The organism is Acinetobacter sp. 8I-beige, assembly GCF_902505955.1.
Lineage (GTDB): Bacteria > Pseudomonadota > Gammaproteobacteria > Pseudomonadales > Moraxellaceae > Acinetobacter > Acinetobacter johnsonii.
Genome location: NZ_LR732790.1, coordinates 1,798,777 through 1,817,684, shown reverse-complemented (window position 1 = coordinate 1,817,684; position 18,908 = coordinate 1,798,777). Strand labels below are relative to the sequence as shown.

At 42.2% G+C, this 18,908-nt stretch carries 17 protein-coding genes, 1 other RNA gene and 1 pseudogene; 13 read left to right on the top strand and 6 right to left on the bottom strand.

Going from position 1 to position 18,908, the window contains the following annotated elements:
• Positions 1-49 precede the first annotated feature (49 nt).
• The 6 genes and pseudogenes from mumR to GVX98_RS08645 all read left to right on the top strand — a co-directional run bounded on the left by mumR (position 50) and on the right by GVX98_RS08645 (position 7,515).
• Entirely contained in the window at positions 50-961 is a 912-nt protein-coding gene (gene mumR / locus GVX98_RS08670) for a LysR family transcriptional regulator MumR (protein ID WP_159127824.1), read from the top strand.
• Between the two features lie 344 nt (positions 962-1,305).
• A pseudogene (locus GVX98_RS08665) lies at positions 1,306-2,560 on the top strand (NRAMP family divalent metal transporter).
• A 35-nt stretch (positions 2,561-2,595) separates the two neighbouring features.
• Positions 2,596-3,378 (top strand): LamB/YcsF family protein, encoded by a 783-nt coding sequence (locus tag GVX98_RS08660; protein WP_159127822.1) that lies wholly within the window; start codon positions 2,596-2,598, stop codon positions 3,376-3,378.
• A complete protein-coding gene (locus GVX98_RS08655; RefSeq protein ID WP_159127821.1) occupies positions 3,371-4,177 on the top strand; it encodes a putative hydro-lyase in 807 nt (268 codons plus the stop codon). The genes GVX98_RS08660 and GVX98_RS08655 overlap by 8 nt, the downstream gene beginning before the upstream one ends.
• 33 nt (positions 4,178-4,210) lie before the next feature.
• Positions 4,211-5,794 (top strand): urea amidolyase family protein, encoded by a 1,584-nt coding sequence (locus GVX98_RS08650; RefSeq protein WP_004980873.1) that lies wholly within the window; start codon positions 4,211-4,213, stop codon positions 5,792-5,794.
• On the top strand, positions 5,794-7,515 hold the full coding sequence (locus tag GVX98_RS08645; RefSeq protein ID WP_159127974.1) for a biotin carboxylase N-terminal domain-containing protein: 1,722 nt from the start codon (positions 5,794-5,796) through the stop codon (positions 7,513-7,515). The genes GVX98_RS08650 and GVX98_RS08645 overlap by 1 nt, the downstream gene beginning before the upstream one ends.
• A 292-nt stretch (positions 7,516-7,807) precedes the next feature.
• On the opposite strand, the gene ssrS is transcribed toward GVX98_RS08645, so the two are convergent.
• The 3 genes from ssrS to GVX98_RS08630 all read right to left on the bottom strand — a co-directional run bounded on the left by ssrS (position 7,808) and on the right by GVX98_RS08630 (position 8,929).
• Positions 7,808-7,991: non-coding RNA, 6S RNA (gene ssrS / locus GVX98_RS08640), on the bottom strand.
• A gap of 99 nt (positions 7,992-8,090) precedes the next feature.
• Positions 8,091-8,375: a cell division protein ZapA gene (locus tag GVX98_RS08635; protein ID WP_004980868.1), complete on the bottom strand. Its 285-nt coding sequence runs from the start codon at positions 8,373-8,375 to the stop codon at positions 8,091-8,093.
• Positions 8,376-8,377: 2 nt separating this feature from the next.
• A complete protein-coding gene (locus GVX98_RS08630; RefSeq protein ID WP_004980866.1) occupies positions 8,378-8,929 on the bottom strand; it encodes a hypothetical protein in 552 nt (183 codons plus the stop codon).
• Positions 8,930-8,993: 64 nt separating this feature from the next.
• Here GVX98_RS08630 and GVX98_RS08625 point away from each other — a divergent pair, with 64 nt between their 5' ends.
• The 7 genes from GVX98_RS08625 (at position 8,994) to GVX98_RS08595 (ending at position 15,833) form a co-directional block, all read left to right on the top strand.
• The gene (locus GVX98_RS08625) at positions 8,994-9,626 is read left to right on the top strand and encodes a UPF0149 family protein (RefSeq protein WP_004980864.1); all 633 of its coding nucleotides are present in this window, start codon (positions 8,994-8,996) and stop codon (positions 9,624-9,626) included.
• 79 nt (positions 9,627-9,705) lie between these two features.
• Complete coding sequence (gene pepP / locus GVX98_RS08620) at positions 9,706-11,028, top strand: Xaa-Pro aminopeptidase (RefSeq protein WP_035326899.1); 1,323 nt, start codon at positions 9,706-9,708, stop codon at positions 11,026-11,028.
• Positions 11,029-11,173: 145 nt separating this feature from the next.
• Positions 11,174-12,103: a phosphotransferase family protein gene (locus GVX98_RS08615; protein WP_159127820.1), complete on the top strand. Its 930-nt coding sequence runs from the start codon at positions 11,174-11,176 to the stop codon at positions 12,101-12,103.
• 88 nt (positions 12,104-12,191) lie between these two features.
• On the top strand, positions 12,192-12,581 hold the full coding sequence (locus GVX98_RS08610) for a tautomerase family protein (RefSeq protein WP_114836855.1): 390 nt from the start codon (positions 12,192-12,194) through the stop codon (positions 12,579-12,581).
• A gap of 375 nt (positions 12,582-12,956) precedes the next feature.
• Complete coding sequence (gene ubiH / locus GVX98_RS08605; protein WP_159127819.1) at positions 12,957-14,165, top strand: 2-octaprenyl-6-methoxyphenyl hydroxylase; 1,209 nt, start codon at positions 12,957-12,959, stop codon at positions 14,163-14,165.
• Positions 14,162-15,406 carry an FAD-dependent monooxygenase gene (locus GVX98_RS08600; RefSeq protein ID WP_159127818.1) on the top strand — a complete coding sequence of 415 codons (1,245 nt, stop codon included), beginning with the start codon at positions 14,162-14,164 and terminating at the stop codon, positions 15,404-15,406. Before ubiH ends, GVX98_RS08600 begins: the two co-directional genes overlap by 4 nt.
• Before the next feature lie 175 nt (positions 15,407-15,581).
• Entirely contained in the window at positions 15,582-15,833 is a 252-nt protein-coding gene (locus GVX98_RS08595; RefSeq protein WP_004694228.1) for a hypothetical protein, read from the top strand.
• A gap of 135 nt (positions 15,834-15,968) precedes the next feature.
• On the opposite strand, the gene GVX98_RS08590 is transcribed toward GVX98_RS08595, so the two are convergent.
• The 3 genes from GVX98_RS08590 to hflD all read right to left on the bottom strand — a co-directional run bounded on the left by GVX98_RS08590 (position 15,969) and on the right by hflD (position 18,900).
• Positions 15,969-16,625 carry a DUF2238 domain-containing protein gene (locus GVX98_RS08590; protein WP_159127817.1) on the bottom strand — a complete coding sequence of 219 codons (657 nt, stop codon included), beginning with the start codon at positions 16,623-16,625 and terminating at the stop codon, positions 15,969-15,971.
• Between the two features lie 97 nt (positions 16,626-16,722).
• Entirely contained in the window at positions 16,723-18,111 is a 1,389-nt protein-coding gene (purB, locus tag GVX98_RS08585; protein WP_004980844.1) for an adenylosuccinate lyase, read from the bottom strand.
• A gap of 57 nt (positions 18,112-18,168) precedes the next feature.
• Complete coding sequence (gene hflD, locus GVX98_RS08580; protein ID WP_004980842.1) at positions 18,169-18,900, bottom strand: high frequency lysogenization protein HflD; 732 nt, start codon at positions 18,898-18,900, stop codon at positions 18,169-18,171.
• Positions 18,901-18,908 lie beyond the last annotated feature (8 nt).

Below are 18,908 nucleotides of genomic sequence, written 5' to 3'. Positions count from 1 at the left end.
GGGGCAACTGCCGTACTATAAGCGGGATGGAGTAAAGGCAGGATTTAGGGTGAATTTAAAAAATCTAGAAGCATTTTATTGGGTGGTGACTTTAAATAGTTTCAATAAGGCTGCCACAAAATTACAAACGACTCAGCCTGCCGTTTCACAAAAAATCACCTCTCTTGAAAATGATTTAGGTTTTAAAGTTCTCGATCGCAGCTTTCGACAGCTTAAACCCACCCATAAAGGCATGACCCTGTTTAAATATGCTGAAAAGTTTATGCGTTTAGAAACTGATTTGGTGGCTGAGCTGACTGAAAACCAGCATCTAACAGGAACAATTCGTTTAGGTGTTTCCGAGACCATCGTTTATACGTGGTTGGTTGAATATATCGAAAAAGTACAAAAAGAGTTTCCTAAAGTTTCAGTGGAAATTGTGGTGGATTTGACCCCAAATTTGCAAGAAGGTGTGCGTACCGGGGATTTGGACATGGCCTTTTTGTTGGGCCCGACTTTGGCTTTTGAGTGTGTAGAGCAGGCGCTATGTGACTTTGAACTGAGTTTTTTGGCAGCTCCATCTTTTAAAGGTGGTGTGGGCCAAATGTCGTTTAAGGTATTAATGTCTCATACCATTTTAACTTACCCGAAAATTACCTATCCCTATAAAGAGCTCAAGGCCAAAATGAAAGAGCAGGCACTAGATGAGCCGCTTTCAATTACCAGTTATTCGCTTGCGACCTTATTGCGTCTTGCGGAGCAAGGTTTGGGGATCGCCGTTGTGCCGACCTTAACGGCGCTAAAGGAAATTACCGATGGTCGCTTGGAGATTTTAAATACCCCGATCCAGCTCAAAACCTTTCATTTCACCTCGATTTATATGCAAGGAAATGATGCTGCCTTGAAAGAGAAATTAACCGATGTCGCAGTCACTGTTTCTGAAAGTGCAATGAAAAGACTGCTTGAGAAAATTAAAAAATAATTGAGGCATACGCAGCTTTTTGACAAGCGATGTTCCTTTATCTCAAAACGTAATTTGTTAAAAAACCATAAAAGCAGCTTATCGTGAGTGATAAGTAAAATTTATCATTAGACTTTTAATAAATAAAAAATAATAAAATACAGTTATTTAGTTTTAATAATGGATGTAAAAAGTCGTATTGTTCATCGCGCTTGCCTATGTTCTTATTTCAAATAGAAGATTTGATCCGCCATGGCTTTGGTTGGGCAACAGGGAATCTTTGTCAGTTAAAGGGATTTAAGAACAGAATTTGTAAGCAAAATGATGTTCTTGGTTCAACTTGAAAATAGCGTTATTAAGCTCAAATGGACGAGGAACGCATTAAATATGTCTTTATTAAAATCTTCTTTTTTATCAGATCGCCAATGGGCCATTGTTGCTTCAATCTTCATGATGGCAACCTCCGCCATGGGACCTGGTTTTCTAACTCAAACCGCAGTTTTTACTGTGAAATTGGGTGCGGCGTTTGGCTTTGCCATTCTCGTGTCTATTTTGATTGATTATGTGGTTCAGCAAAATATTTGGCGTGTCGTAACGCTGACGCAAATGCGTGCCTCGGATATTGCCAATAAAGCCTTGCCAGGCAGTGGTTACTTACTGGCTTTTCTGGTCATTTTGGGTGGCTTCTTCTTCAGTATTGGTAATATTGCAGGCGCGGCTTTAGGTCTCAATGCATTATTTGGGTTAGACACTAAATGGGGCGGCATTTTAAGTGGTGCTTTAGCCATTTTAATTTTTGCTTCAAGAAAAGCCACGCTGGCCATGGATAAAAGCATGATCGTTTTGGGGTTGCTCAAAATCATCTTGATTATCATTGTTGCCGTCATTGTGATGCCACCTGTGGGTCAAGCTGTTCATCAAACGTTTGCACCCGACCAGATTGATTTTGCCATTATCACCACGATTGTTGGTGGAACGGTCGGCGGCTATATTTGCTATGCAGGCGCCCATCGTTTACTGGATAAAGGCGCGGTTGGCCCTGAAAATATTGATGAAGTCGCAAGAGCTGCAACCAAAGGTATTGTGGTTGTAGGCATCATGCGTTATGTGCTGTTTTTAGCTTTCTTGGGTGTAGTGGTGAGTGGTGCAAGCATTGATTTAGCCAGCCATGATGCCAACCCAGCAGCACAAGCTTTTCAATATGCCGCAGGGACTTTCGGTTATAAATTATTTGGTCTGATTTTCTGGGCAGCAGGGATCAGTAGTACCATTGGCGCCGCTTATACTTCGGTTTCATTCTTTACCGCATTTAAGAAAAACCTGAGTCCAAAACAAACCAATTACACCACCATTGCATTTATCTCTTTAGCTTTATTGCTGTATGTCGTACTGGGCGCAACCCCTGCTGGACTGTTGATTTTTGTTGGTGGTTTTAATGGTTTGGTATTGCCAATCGGTTTAACGATTTTTGTTTATGTTGCCGCTTGCCGTAAAGATATGATGGGGAATTATAACTATCCAAAATGGTTACTTATTTTGGGTGTACTCACATGTATGTTGACATGGTGGATGGGCTATATGTCCTTTACTACAGTCTTTAATTATTTAACCAAACTTTAAGCCAGACGACGGTGAAGTGATAAAGGAATTAAGCCATGTTTGTAGATTTAAATAGTGACTTAGGTGAAAGTTTTGGTTCGTGGAAAATGGGCAATGATGACCAAATTCTACCCGTAGTGACAAGTGCCAATATTGCATGTGGCTTTCATGCAGGAGATCCGCTGGGGATTTTAAAGACACTGCGGAAGGCGGTTGAATTAAATGTCGCGATTGGCGCGCATGTATCTTATCCAGACCTCGTCGGTTTTGGTCGTCGCAATATGGATGTGTCACGTGATGAGCTGATTGCCGATGTGTTGTATCAAATTTCTGCACTGGATGGTCTAGCTAAAGTGGCTGGTTCTCACGTGCAATATGTGAAACCGCATGGCGCACTGTATAACACCATTGCACATGATCACGCTCAGGCCGCTGCGGTGATTGATGCTATCAAGATGTATAACCCAGAACTGGTTTTGGTGGCACTGGCAGGTTCCAACTTGGTTGATCAAGCACGTGCAGCAGGCTTAAAGGTTGTATCTGAGGCCTTTGCAGACCGTGCTTATAACAGTGATGGCTCATTGGTTTCACGTCGTTTGGACGGGGCTGTTTTACATGATTCAGCCTTTGTGGCACGCCGTGTGGTGTCTATGTTGAAAAATGGCGGCGTTGAGTCGATTGATGGTGTATTTACCCCTATCCAAGCGGACACGATTTGCTTACATGGTGACACCGCGGGTGCTTTAGAGATGTCGGCTGCGATTAAAGCTGAACTGCTAAATCATCATATTGAAATTCGTCCCTTTGTCTTAAAGCATGAGGAACTACGCAATGTATAAGGATATCCGAGTCGATTCAGCGCAGCTTGAAGCCGCGTTAGCCGCACGTTTAAAAATTCGTGCAGGCTTTGACAAACCAACGGCGGGTATGGCTGTGGGCATGACGCAGGTCAATATGATTTCGGTACCTAAAGATTGGGCTTATGATTTTCTACTGTATGCACATCGCAATCCGCAAAGCTGTCCTGTTTTAGACGTGCTAGAGGAAGGTGTTTATGCCACAAGACTGGCAGAAAATTCAGATATACGCACTGACTTTCCACGTTATCGCATCTGGAAAGAAGGTGAAATGGTCGATGAAGTCACGGATGCGAGTGACATTTATCATGCGCATCCTGACTTGGTAACGTTTCTAATTGGCTGTAGTTTTTCTTTTGAAACTGCATTGCAAGAAGCAGGTATTGAAGTTCGTCATATCCATGATCAGACCAATGTACCGATGTACTTGAGTAATATTCAGTGTCAGCCTGCGGGACGTATTTCGGGCAACATGGTGGTTTCTATGCGCCCAATTCCATCCCATCAAATCGCGGATGCCGTCAAAATTACAGCACGGATGCCAAGTGTGCATGGTGCACCTGTGCATATTGGACATCCTGAAGGTTTAGGTATTCGTGATGTGAATCAGCCAGACTTTGGCGATGCTTCACGTATTGAGGCTGGGGAAATTCCAGTATTTTGGGCTTGTGGTGTAACCCCACAAGCGGCGGTGATGAACTCAAAAATTCCTTTTGCCATTAGCCATGCACCCGGTCATATGTTCATTACCGACATTCCTGATCGTGCATGGATAGGTTAAGCAGCACCGAAGAACAATTAAAAGGATAGGCATATGCGTTTTTTATCGGTAAACGCGGATTGTTTTCTCATAGAGCTTGCCAGCTTAGAGGAAACATTGGCGTTGTACAATAAATTGCACAAGATGCAATTGAATGGAATTAAAGACTTAGTCCCTGCTGCAAAAACGATTTTGGTTTTTTTTAATGAAATCGAGACTACGTTTAAAACACTGGTTGCTTCGATTCAGACTGTAAAAATCGGTTCAGGCGTTGAGCGTAATGTCCAAGAGTTGATTATTCCTATCTGCTATACGGGCGAAGATCTTGCTCAGATTGCAGAGTTACAAGGGTTTTCAATTGCTGATGTGATTTTGAAGCATCGTCAAAGTGTTTGGAATGTGGCTTTTATCGGCTTTGCACCGGGCTTTGCTTATATGAGCAGTCCCGATCGACCTTTTACAGATATTCCTCGCTTAGTTGTGCCACGTAAAAAAATACCGTCGGGTTCTTTGGGACTGGCAGGACAATATTCAGGGATTTATCCGAAAGACAGTCCGGGGGGCTGGCAGTTGATCGGTACGACTGCTGCAAAAATGTGGGATCTAGAGCGTAAAAATCCAGCGCTACTGTTACCGGGAATGACAGTACATTTTGAAGATGTCACACATCAACCGACCACGGTTAGCGTACCACAGCAAGTCACTCGTACTGTTGAGCCCAAACACTCCATGCCTGTGTTTACGGTAACTGCACCGAGCCTACAGATGCTGATTCAAGATGAAGGGCGTTTTAACCAGACCAAGATAGGGGTTGGTGTTGCAGGGGCGATGGATGTATCGGCGATGCACAGTGCAAATCGAATTGTTGGTAACCCAACTCCGACGCCTGTGATTGAAATTTTAAATGGTGGTTTGAAAGCCAAAATGCATCAGTCCGCAGTCATTTCGGTTACGGGAGCAATTTCAAACCTCCACGTGAAATTTAGTGATGGCCAAAAGGCTGACTTTGAGAGTTATCAAGCGATTGCCCTTGATGAAGGTGATGAATTTCAGATTCAAGCACCGACGGCTGGACTGAGGAATTATCTGGCGGTTCGTGGTGGTATCGACGTGCAGCCTGTGCTGAATAGCGCCTCATTTGATAGTTTGGCCATATTGGGACCAGAACCTCTAAAAATGGGGGATATGGTTTATCAAGGACAGGTTGAAGTTTCAAATATCAGTAATACCGAAATTGCGAAGTTACACTTGCCCAAAGTCGGCGATGTGGTTGAGCTCGACATTGTGATGGGACCGCGAACGGATTGGTTCGAAGCGGAGAGCATTGAGCGCTTATGTCAGCAAGCTTGGCTTGTGACCAATGAAAGCAATCGAGTTGGACTGAGGCTTTCAGGTGAACAACCATTGCAACGCAAAATTACTCATGAGTTGGAAAGTGAAGGCACTTGTATTGGTGCCTTACAGATTCCACCCAGTGGACAGCCTGTATTGTTTATGAATGACCATCCTTTAACTGGTGGCTACCCCGTTATAGCGGCTGTGGCGAAGCACCATTGGGACTTGGTGGCACAGATTCCAGCAGGGTGCCAAATCAAATTTAAAAAAATGACCGAATTTACAGATTTTGAGAATGAATGATGACTACTGAAAAATTATTAATTGCAAACCGTGGTGAAATTGCCGTTCGTATTATTCATGCTTGCCGTGATATGGGTATTAGTTCAGTTGCGTTATATGCCGATGACGATATTGATAGTATGCATGTCGAACTGGCGGATGAAGCATGGGGTTTAGCGGGTGCAACTGCACGTGAAACCTATTTAAATATTCCAGCCATTCTTGAGGTTGCTAAAAAATCCAAAGCGACCATGGTTCATCCGGGTTATGGCTTTTTATCTGAACGTGCTGAATTTGCACAGGCAGTGATTGATGCAGGCTTAAAGTGGGTAGGGCCATCGCCAAGCGCCATTGAAAAATTGGGTGATAAAATTGAAGCACGTAAGATAGCCGCTTCAGTGGGTGCACCTTTAGTTCAAGGAACACAAGACCCCTTAAATAATGCTGATGAAGCCCTCGAGTTTGCAAAGCAGTTTGGTTTACCTATTGCGATTAAAGCCGCGTTTGGTGGTGGTGGTCGCGGTTTAAAAGTCGTTTGGAAACTGGAAGATGTAAAAGAGCTGTATGATTCGGCTGTACGTGAAGCGCAAGCTGCCTTTGGCCGCGGTGAGTGTTTTGTTGAGCAATACTTAGATCAACCACGCCATGTCGAAGCGCAAGTGATTGCCGATCAACATGGCAATGTAGTGGTTTTAGGTACACGCGATTGTTCACTACAGCGTCGTAATCAGAAGCTGATTGAAGAAGCGCCAGCGCCTTTTATCAGTGATGCAATTTATGAAGAAATTTTAACTTCGGCTAAAAATATATGTCAGGCAGCCAACTATGTCGGTGCGGGTACTGTTGAATATTTGCTGAGCCGTGATGGAAAGCTTTCATTTTTAGAGGTTAATACCCGCTTGCAGGTGGAACATCCTGTCACGGAAGAAACGGCCAATGTCGATTTGGTGGTTGAGCAAATTCGTGTGGCTCAAGGCCATGAACTTTCAATCAAAGAAACTCCGAAAGCGCAGGGACATGCCATTGAGTTTCGTATCAATGCTGAAGACCCTGCTCGTGGCTTCATTCCTGCATTTGGTGTATTAAGTTTATTTGAAGCACCTTTTGGCCAGGGCGTACGCGTAGACACAGGTGTTCGTACTGGTTCTTTGGTGTCGAGTCATTTTGATTCGCTCATGGCCAAACTGATTATCACTGGCCCGACACGTGAGGTTGTGATTGCCCGAGCTAAACGTGCGCTGAAGCAATTTAAAATTGAAGGGGTTGCGTCGGTTTTAGACTTTCACCGTGCAGTATTAAATGAAACTGATTTTACCGACACATTTGGTGTCCATACTCGTTGGATTGAAAATGATTTTAAACAGGACTTAAAGCTAACGAAACGCAGTATTCCTAATCATCAACAACCGATGTTACTCAGCTATATTGAAATTGATGGGAAATTACACCGTTTAGGCTTACCTGCGGGCATGTTTGCACAAAACCCTACAATGACGTCTCAAGACCAACCAGCTACAGAAACAGCAGTGAGTGCTGAACACTTACTTGCACCAATCAATGGCGTAATTAGCGCTTGGAAAGTAGAAAACGGAGAGCAGGTCGTAGAGGGGCAAGTGGTTGCGATTATGGAGGCCATGAAAATGGAAGTTCCTGTACTTGCACATCAAAGCGGAATGATTCAATTGACAGCTTTGCAAGGCACAACTTGTCACGCAGAGCATATTATTGGATCGATTTGCTAAAAAAATAAATCATTTGAATGAACCTGATGCAGTATCCAGCTAAGTCAGGTTTTTGTTTGGAAATTTTTAAAAATTGAGGGCTGGTTAGCTTTGTCTTATGGATAAATGAAGTAGAAAAATGACTTGATAAAGATTCAATAGCCAAATAAAAGCGCTATTTTAAAGGATAGAGGGATTCAAGAATCACTTTGGTTAATTTGGTTAGTAGTGGGACTAAATTAAAATAATAAGCTTGAAAAATAAAAATTAAAGAGTATTAGCGATGTATGTAATTATTATTTTTAACTAAATAAAGTACTCCGAAGATGCCGCTGCATGTGTCGTTACCCTGAACCCGATGAGTTCAAGGTGGACGCGACGTATACTTGCTGGGTTTCCCACATGAAAGTGGGCATACACTCTAAATATACAGAACACATCCATAAGTTTAAGTATCGGCAGGGGAATAGACCCGCTGGCGAACACCTCAGAGTTGCCTTAAGTATAACGAATATCACACTGATGGCAACTCATACACCGCTACGAACTGTAAACAACTGGAGTAAGTGTTGATACTTTATTCAATTAAGTCGAGTTTAAACAAGTTCTGCAACCTCATCGATAATATTTGCCAGTAATCGTTCTGCGTGTGCATACTCTTGCAGTGTTTTATTCATCAACAACACTTCTTGCATTAACTCAAGCGCCACCATAATGATAATTTTACTGGGTTCTACCCGTGGCGCTTTACGGCGAAATTCATCATATTTATCATTTAAAAGCAGAGCTGCACGTTCAAGGTCGGCTTTTTCTTTTTCCGTTGTGACTAAACGAAAGCTATGGCCTAAGACACGTAATTCAACGGTAATCGGTTCGCTCATGATTAAACTTCCTCGCCAGCTTCAGTAGGGTGGGCAAGTTGTTGAATTTCTTGCGCGTGATGATCTTGCTCTGTGCCTAAAATAGCCAAACGTTGGATGATGGCTTCGACTTTGGCTTTAGCATGCTCATTTTTTTGTAACAATCTTTCACGTTCTTGCTGAAGCGCTTGAATTTCTTGCTGAGCTTGACGCTGATCATTGTTCATTTTTTCTTTAATTGCACGTAATTCATTACGTTCAGCCAAGATTTCCTGAAAGCGATTTTTTAAATCCGTACAACTTTTTTCCAAACGACTATAACGATCGGCCAAAGCAGTCGCATCGGTGTTCAAATGTTGATATTGGGTCTGAGCGCTGCTTAATTGCTCAGTTAAATCATCAATTTGTTCTTGTTTCTGGGTAATTAAGCCATTTTTTTGCACAACTTGAGAACGGTGCTGTTCTTCAGCATCCAGTTTAGCTGCATTTAAAGTGCTATTTTCACTTTCAAAATGAGCAAGTCGCGTTTTTAAAACGCCAATATGCGCCTGTAGACGCTGTAATTCTTCTAACATATCGTGGTCGCACAGTGCTGCAAACAAAGGTAATATATAAGAAGTATAGAGATTGGATAAACGAATGCAAGACGATATTTCAGGTTGGTCAGAATGGCAGCCAAATTTTTCTAAAATTGAAGAGATTTCTAGCCCAAGTGAGTTACATGGTTTACTCACAGGTATCATTTGTGTAACTCAGGCACCGAGCCGTGAAGAGTGGCAACACATCCTAACGACTTTGGAAATTCCAGAGTTAAGCGAAGAAGCTTTGGCTTTGTTAGCCGATGAAGCAGAAGATGTCGCACATGCACTTTCTGATGATGAGTTGGACTATTTACCGTTACTTCCCGATGACACTCATACGCTCGCAGACCGTGTACAAGCTTTGGCGGATTGGTGCGCAGGCGTAGTGCTGGGCTTTGGTTTGGCGTCTGGTCATATTCGCCCAGATGAAATGGAACTGATCGAACATTTACAAGATGTCGCGGCAGTTGAGTTTGAAGAAACTGATGATGATGAAGAGGGTGAAGAGAGCTATCAAGAGTTATACGAGTTTGTACGTTTAATTCCTGTGAGCTTATCTGTAGGCCGCAAAAAGATTGCAGTTGAGGAAAGTTCTCTGCTTAAACACTTTCATAACAAGCAACAAATCGATCGTTCTGTAACAGAAGCGAACAATGTTGTAGAAATGTTTACGCCGCATCGCCCAAGCTGATTGGCATAAGATTTGCTGCGCGTACATGATAGGTGCGCGTGGCACTTTTATTCTTTGGTATAAAAAAGACAGATCAAACATGAAACTAACGCAAGTGGATTTTCAGGAACGCCGTGACCGTTTGGCTGCACAAATGGGTCCGAACAGTATTGCCATTATTGCAACCAGTCCAGTGGCGATGCGTAATCGTGATGCAGACTATAAATATCGTACCGATAGCAGCTTTTTTTATCTGACAGGTTTTGCTGAGCCCGAAGCCGTAGCAGTCATTGAAACCTTTGCTGAAGATGATGAAGACGGTTATAGCTACAGTTTGTTCTGCCGTGAACGTGACCGCGAGATGGAAATCTGGAATGGTTATCGCGCAGGTATGGATGGCGCGGTAGATGACTATGAAGCTGACGAAGCGTATGCGATAGATTTGTTAGATGAAGAAATCATTGAAAAACTCTTAAGCAAAGAAAAATTATTCTATCGTATTGGGCAACAGCCTGAATTTGATGCGCGTGTAGCAAAATGGATCACGACTGCCAATGGTGAGTCACGTCGTGGGACTGCTGCACCTGCACAATTGATACAGCTAGACCGTATTTTAGATGAAATGCGTTTGTTTAAGTCAGAACAAGAAATTGCATTGATGCAAACAGCTTCAGATATTTCCGCACAAGCGCATACTCGTGCCATGCAAGCCGTTAAGCCGGGTATGATGGAATATGCTCTAGAAGCTGAGCTGAATTATGTATTTGGTCAGAATGGCTGCGTGCCGTCGTATAACAGTATTGTCGGTGGTGGTGAAAATGCCTGCATTTTGCACTATGTAGAGAACAACAAAGAGCTGAAAGATGGCGATTTGGTGTTGATCGATGCAGCGTGTGAATATGAATATTATGCTTCAGACATCACCCGTACTTTTCCTGTCAATGGAAAGTTCAGCCCTGAGCAAAAAGCACTTTATAATGTAGTGCTTGATGCACAACTTGCTGCCATTGATGCAGTGCGTGTAGGGAACTCGTATAAGGAACCACATAATGTTGCTGTGCGCATTTTAGTCCAAGGTCTACTTGATCTGGGTATTATGCAAGGTGATATTGAAGAGATAATCCAAAAGGAAAGTTTCCGTCAGTTTTATATGCATGGTACAGGACACTGGCTCGGTATGGATGTGCACGATGTCGGTTCATATAAGCAAGAAGGTGTGTGGCGTACCTATGAAGAAGGTATGGTAGTGACGGTTGAACCGGGCTTGTACATTGCACCTGATGATGAAACGGTCGATGTGAAATGGCGTGGTATTGGTATTCGTATTGAAGATGACATTGTGGCAACTAAAAACGGTCCACTGAATTTGACTGCGAAAGTGGTGAAGTCGGTAGAAGAGATTGAAGCGTTAATGGCGCGATAAATATAATTTACTGTATAAAAGCCGATCATGTGATCGGCTTTTATTTTTTATAAGGTATTTATGTTGAATAGAGAACTATAATATTTATAAATAAAAATTTTAGTTATTTCATCATCATTTTTATTCACAACAGAAATTAGGCAGCATGAAAGATTTATCTAAGTTAAAGCATAGGATTCAGGCAAAGACGTTAGATTTAGTTACACAGAGAAATGGGGCTTCAGTGTATCAAGGGCAATCCTCTCAAGGAGAAGTCTTTATCAAAATAGCAAATATTCAAACGGCTAATGATCGTTACTGTGAAATCTTAGAAGCTCTCAAAGAATTTCCACTAACACCAAAGGTATTAAATAAGTTTGAATGGGAAGGTTCTTCTATCCTTGTCATGAGTGCCATAGAAGGTAGGCAAGTCGATCAAGTATTAAAAAATTGTACGCGGGTACAGAAAATCTCTTTGCTTGGGAATGCAGGACGAGCTTTGGGCGAACTTCATCGTGCGCTTCCACAAACGCGCATATTGAATATGAGGTTCTGGCAAGATCGTGATGGCTTATCAACACATTGGGTATTGTGGAAGCAACAATTAGAATTAATGATCTCAAAATGGATGTCACGTATAAATCCATTGTCATCTGATTATCATGAGTTTTGCGACCAATTGAATGAGTTACGAAAATACGCTAAAGCGATATGTGAGCCGACACAGCTTCATTTACTGCATTGTGACTATATAGGTCGAAATATCCTTGTAGACAGTGAAAATCGAATTTCGGGTATTATAGACTTCGACGCTGCTCGTATTGGAGATGCGGTCTATGATTTAGCTAAAATTATTTGGGTGGATATAGATTTCTCTGATTTAGAATTACGAAATGCTTTTTTAGAGGGTTGGGAATGTACGTATAAGCAGACTGTGCCTAAAATGAAATTTCTATTCTATGTTGGCATTCAATGTCTTGCAGCAATCGCTTGGACAGATCAAAATCCTTCCGCTGATGGGACAAATCCTATTTTTCGTGCTTCCGCAATTCGGACGCTGAGAATTGCATTAAAAGAATTAGAGATGCTTGATTAGATTCTAAGACTCTTGTTTCGTATAAGCGCCATTATGTTAAATAGGGGAGAAACTAAGCTAAAATTAGGGTTTTAATTTAGAGAAAGTAATGTCTCAGATAAAAATTTATGCTTTAAATGAAACAATAGAATTACATCGTGATAATTTAAGTAAAGCTATCCATCAGGCTTTAGTTAAAGAATTAAAATACCCTGAAGAGAAAAGATTTCAACGTTTTATCGCACTAGAATCTAAGGATTTTGTATATCCAGTAGATCGCAGTAAATCTTATATAATTATTGAAATTTCTATGTTCGATGGACGAACAAAAGAGACTAAAAAAGCATTTATTAGGTCTCTATTCGAAAATATAAACAATCTATGCGGTATTGATTCAAATGATGTTGAGATAACTATATTTGAAACTCCTAAAGAAAACTGGGGCATTAGAGGGAGAAATGCGGATGAACTACAGTTGAATTATAAGGTAAATGTTTAAATTTTCTAAAATTAACATAATACACCTTATACGAAATTCTTTAAATTACATTTTAAATTCAATTGCTTAATTTCTATTGAAAAGTTAAATCTAACTTGGTTAAGTTTACCAAGGCATTTTTCACTTTGCGCGATTTTTATTAGGTCGAAGCTCCAGATTTTTCATAAGTTTGCTTAAACAGTGTTCTGAACAAGTTTTGATGAAAATCGAAAAGACTGTCTTTTCAGAAATCATGACATGACACTTTACGGTGAAAGTACGTAAAAACATCCATTTCATTATAAAAAAGAAAATCTTTGATGTAATATAAATCCATTAAAACTTATAGGTATTTGAAGTTTTTGACTTTAGGTACGTCATAAAAAGGATAGAAGCATGCAACAAGAAGTCATCATAGTCGGTGGTGGTATGGTCGGACTCAGTTTGGCGTTGATGTTAGCCAAACAAAACATTGCGGTGAAGCTTTTAGAGGCGATCAAATATCCAAATTATGATGATGTAAACCTTGCGCCATACCATTCTAGTTTTGATGCGCGAAACAGCGCCTTGTCACGTCGGACAGTTCAAATTTACCAAGAACTGGGTTTATGGAGCGCGTTACAAGAACATGCAACACCTATTTTAGAAGTAAATATCACCGAACAAGGTAGCTTTGGTAAGGCGCGGCTTAAAGCAGAACAAGAAAAAGTCGAAAGCTTCGGGCAGGTCATCGAAAATGCATGGCTCGGTCGTGTGCTACTGACGGAAGTTCAAAAGCAACCATTCATTGAGCTGATTGATGGTGTACAAGTCACTCAACTGACCCAAGATGCTGATATGGCTTACATAGAAGCCAGTCGTGGAGAAGAACAACTGTCACTACAAACAAAACTTGTCATTGCTGCAGATGGACGTGATTCATTCTGCCGTAAAGCCTTAGGAATAGGCGCTTCGGAGCATGACTATGATCAAGTCGCTATTGTGACCACGGTACAAACCTCAAAACCGCACAACCATGTGGGTTTTGAGCGTTTTAGTAGCTTAGGGCCATTGGCACTATTACCACTTCCAGGTGAATACCGTCGTTCCGTGGTTTGGCCTGTGAAAAAAGGCACAGAAGGTGAATGGTTGGGCGATGAAAATGACCAGCATTTCTTAGATGCTTTGCAAGAAACCTATGGCGACCGTGCAGGAAAGTTCCAAAAAACAGGTAAGCGTTTTAGTTTTCCATTGTCACAAGTATTAGCAGAAAAGCAGGCCGTAGGACGGGTGGTGTTAATGGGCAATGCCGCGCATACCATTCACCCCGTTGCAGGGCAAGGTTTTAACCTGTGTATGCGAGATGCGCACGTCTTAGTACGCTATTTGACGGAGCAAATTGCGCAAAATGCAGACTTGGGCGATGCCGTAATGCTGCAAGCCTATGAGGCTTCACGTTTGACCGATCAACAACGCGTAATTAAGTTCTGTGATTCGGTGGTACGAGGCTTTAGCAATAGCAATCCAATCTTAAAATTTATTCGTAATACTGGTTTGGTCGCGTTTGATACGATTCCAGGCATTAAACCACTCGTTGCCAACTATGCCATGGGGCTAAAAGCATGAGTCATGTTCAAACTGATGTTTTAGATGTGGTGATTATTGGTGGTGGTTTGGTGGGTGGGCTGACCGCCTTGCTTTTGGCACAAGGCGGTGTGCAAGCTACCGTATTGGATGCTGCACCTATTTTAGATGAACACAAGACCTTAAGTGTTGCAAATCCACGTGTCTTGGCACTCAGTCAAGCGACGATACACCTACTTGAAACCGTTGATGTTTGGGATAAAATTGCCCGCCAGATGCCCTATAGTGGCATGCAGGTGTGGAATAAAAATGGCTATGGTGAAATTAACTTTGGTCATGCGTCCAAGCAGGAACCACAAGGCGAACAAGCACTCGGTTCTATGATTGAGCCAAGTTTGCTTAATTTAGCGATTCAACAGCAGATGCTTACTGTACTCAACGATTATCGAACTCAGGTTAAAGTTGCCCGCGTCGAAGAAGGTGTTGGGCTATGGTATATCCATTTGGCAGATGGCACGGTGTTGAAAACCAAACTGGTGATTGGTGCAGATGGTGCAAACTCTTTTGTACGGGAACAAGCGTTTATCGATATCGATGTGCTGGACTACAAACAGGCTGGTTTAAGCTGCGCCATTCGTACTGCACAGCCTCATCAACACGTTGCACGTCAGATTTTTTTAGAAACGGGGCCTTTGGCATTTTTACCAATGGCGAGTTTAAAGCCAGAGCAAGCAGGGCATTGGCAGTCTATCGTATGGACGCTCCCCGATGATTATGCAGAAGAATATGCTGCGCTTTCAGATGCTGAATTTACCCAGCTGTTAACGCGAGAAAGTCATCACATGTTAGGCGAAGTGTTGGAAGCGACACCGCGTGCCACTTTCCCACTCAAAGCACGTGCTGCACAGCAATATGTTAAAGCGGGCTTGGCTTTAATTGGTGATGCGGCTCATGTGATTCATCCGTTGGCGGGGCAAGGTGTGAATATTGGTTGTCTTGATGCGGCTGTACTGTGTGATGTATTACTACATGATCTAGCACGTGGCGTGTGGGCACATGAGCAAACACTGAAACGCTATGAACACCGCCGTAAAGGACAAAATGATGCCATGATGCATAGCATGTCTGCCATCGGTTGGATGGAAACCACACAATTCTTTCCTGTGGTATGGGCGCGAAACTTTGGTTTGAAACAGGTTGAAAAACTGCCTGTATTAAAAGATGCTTTTATGGCACAGGCCAATGGTTTAGGGTTGCTCAAAGAGACGCGTTATGCTGTCTAAGAACGGAAGTGTTATTTTTTAGCCAGTCGTAAAATAAGATTACGATTTTGATTAAAAAAGATACGATTTTCCGTTGAATAAGACTATGCGAAAGGCTGAGAGCTTGTTAAATTTCAACATAATTGGAAACCAGTAATTCATGGGAACCTAAAATGTCATTTGTGGGGAGATTAAGATGACTGATTCAAATGATTATGATGATGTAGAAGACTCAGCAGTCGACGAAGACGAAGCTCAAGCAGCGGAAAAAGGCGCATCAGATTCTTCTGATAATGCTGCAAGTGATGGTGATGTTGCCGAAGCTGAAACACTGACGGTGACTGCAAAATTAAAACAACGCCAAGCACTTGAAGACGAAGTTGCGGCATTCCTTGCTCGCGGTGGCCGAATTACTGAAGTGCCAACAGATGAATCTGCGAAAGACTAAGAGAGTTAAAAACACCACGCCTGACGTGGTGTTTTTTTATTGTGTTTTTAAAGCTGATATACAAGTTACTTATGCTTAAATGAGTCCTGTAATAGTCGTGATTTGTTGTGCTTGAGGAATAGCGGACAGAAAATACTACTTTTTCAATAGACAGGCTATGCCAGTGATGATTGCACCAACTGTGGCTAAAAGCATGTCTTGGTGTGCGTCCCAAATATCACCTTGTTGCCCATTGTAGTTTTCAGCATCTTCAGGCGATAAGCCCATCGCAATAAACCATTCAATCCATTCGTAAATGAGGCTACTTGCCATCACAAATTGAATGACCAGCAAGAATAGGGTGAGTTTAGAAAGTTGAGGCAGCCACACTTGAAACAGACGGTAGAAAAACGGGTAGAGCAGCAGACCATATGCTAAATGTACAAAGCGATCATACATATTCCGCGTCCAACCGAAACTCTGGTTGAGGTCGAGGTTTAAATACTGCATCGACCATTCATTATAGGGCACATAAGAATATAGATAATGCGCACCGAGTATATGAATCAGCAAAAACCCAATATATAGCATAAAACTGATTAAGCTGAGCCCCATTTTATAAAGACAAATGATCAGCGTAACCAACATGAATACGGTTCCGACCTGATGCAAAATATAAGAGCTGACTTCAAGGGGGTGGATCGATGCGAAAGCAATGGCGACAGCGAGTACAGTGAGAGCAATCCAATGCGGCTTTTTCAGTTGATAGTCAATGTGAGCTTTCGGTGTTGTACTTTTCAGGATTGTCATCATTTTTATTGGTTTTTCAATTATGCATATAGGAGATTCTTGTTTGCATTATAGATAAAAAAGCGAAGCCGAAGCTTCGCTTTTTTTCAATTTCTAAAAATTAGATTTTAGAAATTAAGTCAGCAACTTGTTTTGCTTGTTCAGCTGCGTTACCTGTATAGGTTGCAGGTGTCATTTCCGCTAAACGTGCGCGGTCAGCAGCAGGAACAGCTTCAAGTTCATTACCATTGACGAAGTCAACCATCATGTCACGCGTCATTGCTTGACCACGTGTCAACGCTTTTAGTTTTTCGTATGGTTTTTCAACGTTGTAACGACGCATTACAGTTTGAATTGGTTCAGCTAGAACTTCTTGCGCATTGTTCAAGTCTTCATCAATACGTGCAGCATTGAGTTCAAGTTTACCAATGCCTTTTGAACAAGCTTCAAAAGCAATCAAGCTTTGTGCAAAACCAACACCCATGTTACGTAGTACAGTTGAGTCCGTTAGGTCACGCTGCCAGCGAGAAATTGGAAGTTTTTCGCCAAGGTGCGCAAGTACAGCATTGGCTAAGCCTAAGTTGCCTTCTGAGTTTTCAAAGTCAATAGGGTTTACTTTGTGTGGCATCGTTGAAGAACCCACTTCACCATCTTTGAGTTTTTGCTTGAAGAAACCAAGCGAGATATAACCCCAAACGTCACGGTTAAAGTCGATCAAAATCGTATTGAAACGACGTAAAGCATCAAACAGTTCCGCCATATAGTCATGCGGTTCAATTTGAGTGGTGTACGGGTTAAAGCTTAAACCTAAAGATTCAACGAATGCTTGTGAGTGTGCAGGCCAGTTGATGTCTGGGTAAGCAGAAAGGTGAGCGTTATAGTTACCTACTGCACCGTTAATTTTGCCTAAAAGCTCAACTTGTTTGAATTGTTTGATTTGGCGCGCAAGACGATATGCTACGTTTGCCATTTCTTTACCCAAAGTGGTTGGGCTTGCCGTCTGACCATGTGTACGAGACAACATAGGTTGGTCAGCATGCTTTTCAGACAATGCCACGATTGAGTCAATGATTTGCTGCATAGATGCAACCAATACATCACGACCACTTTTCAGCATTAATGCATGAGACAAGTTGTTGATGTCTTCAGACGTACATGCAAAGTGAATGAATTCACCCGCATTTTTAAGCTCTTCGATGCCTTCAATTTTTTCTTTCAGGAAGTACTCAACGGCTTTAACGTCATGGTTCGTGGTACGTTCGATGTCTTTAATACGGTTGGCATCGCTTTCAGAAAAGTCAGCAACAATTGCATCAAGTGCAGCATTGGTCGCAGCACTGAAAGCAGGCACTTCAGTGATTTCTGGACGGTTTGCAAGCGCTTGTAACCAACGCACTTCAACAGTCACACGAGCATGGATTAAACCAAACTCAGAGAGGAAAGGACGAAGCGCATCACATTTGCTAGCGTAGCGTCCATCTAATGGAGAAAGTGCGGTTAAAGCGTTCATAGCGATTCCTTAAACTTTGGAATTAAACGTAAAACTAAAAAGCCCGTCGATCATGTGTTAAATCACCTGATACTGTAAACGAGCGAGATCTTGAATATCTTTAAGCAACTTGCGTTTGCTAAACACCATGCCCCATGAACTTCCACCGAGCTGACGCCATAAATGTGCCATTTGTAAGCCAGTGAAGAGGGAAGCGCGAATGCGGTTGGTATGCGATGAATCTTTAAATGCTTCTGCATTGCCCCGCACCATAATGCGTGGGTTAATTTGCCCTGCGGTGTCGACATAGGTTTGTGCGAGGTTGGCAATAATGCTTGGATGTAAATAGTTATTATCGAAAAAAGAAAGCTGTCTTAAGATTTTTTGTTGGGACTGTTCAATAATTTCAACGAATTTGGGGTTGCTATACACTTTCTTTTCTAATTGTAAGAGTGCCATGGCATAGGTCATGGGAAGTTTAGCAGTGGATAGTTTTGGAATTCGAGTTTTGGGTGAGGTATTAAAGGGCTGGGTAATGCTACTTTCTAAGGTTTTTAGTCCTAAGGATATGTCCGCCAGCTGATGAAAGAAGTCTAAAGTTTGTCCGCTTTGGTTGCCCTTCGGTCGGATATTTAAACTGGCTTTAATCAACTGCTCTAAATAGAAGTTACCGCTTTCCCCAATACTTTGTTGACCGCTCAAGGCTGTCATATGCGTCAGTTGCGCGGACTGAAAAACAGCCGCCAACGCCAAAGCTCGGTTTTGGCGTTCGTTCAAAGTTTGAGGCTGTTGAAACGGTAACTCAGCCATGTCTTAAA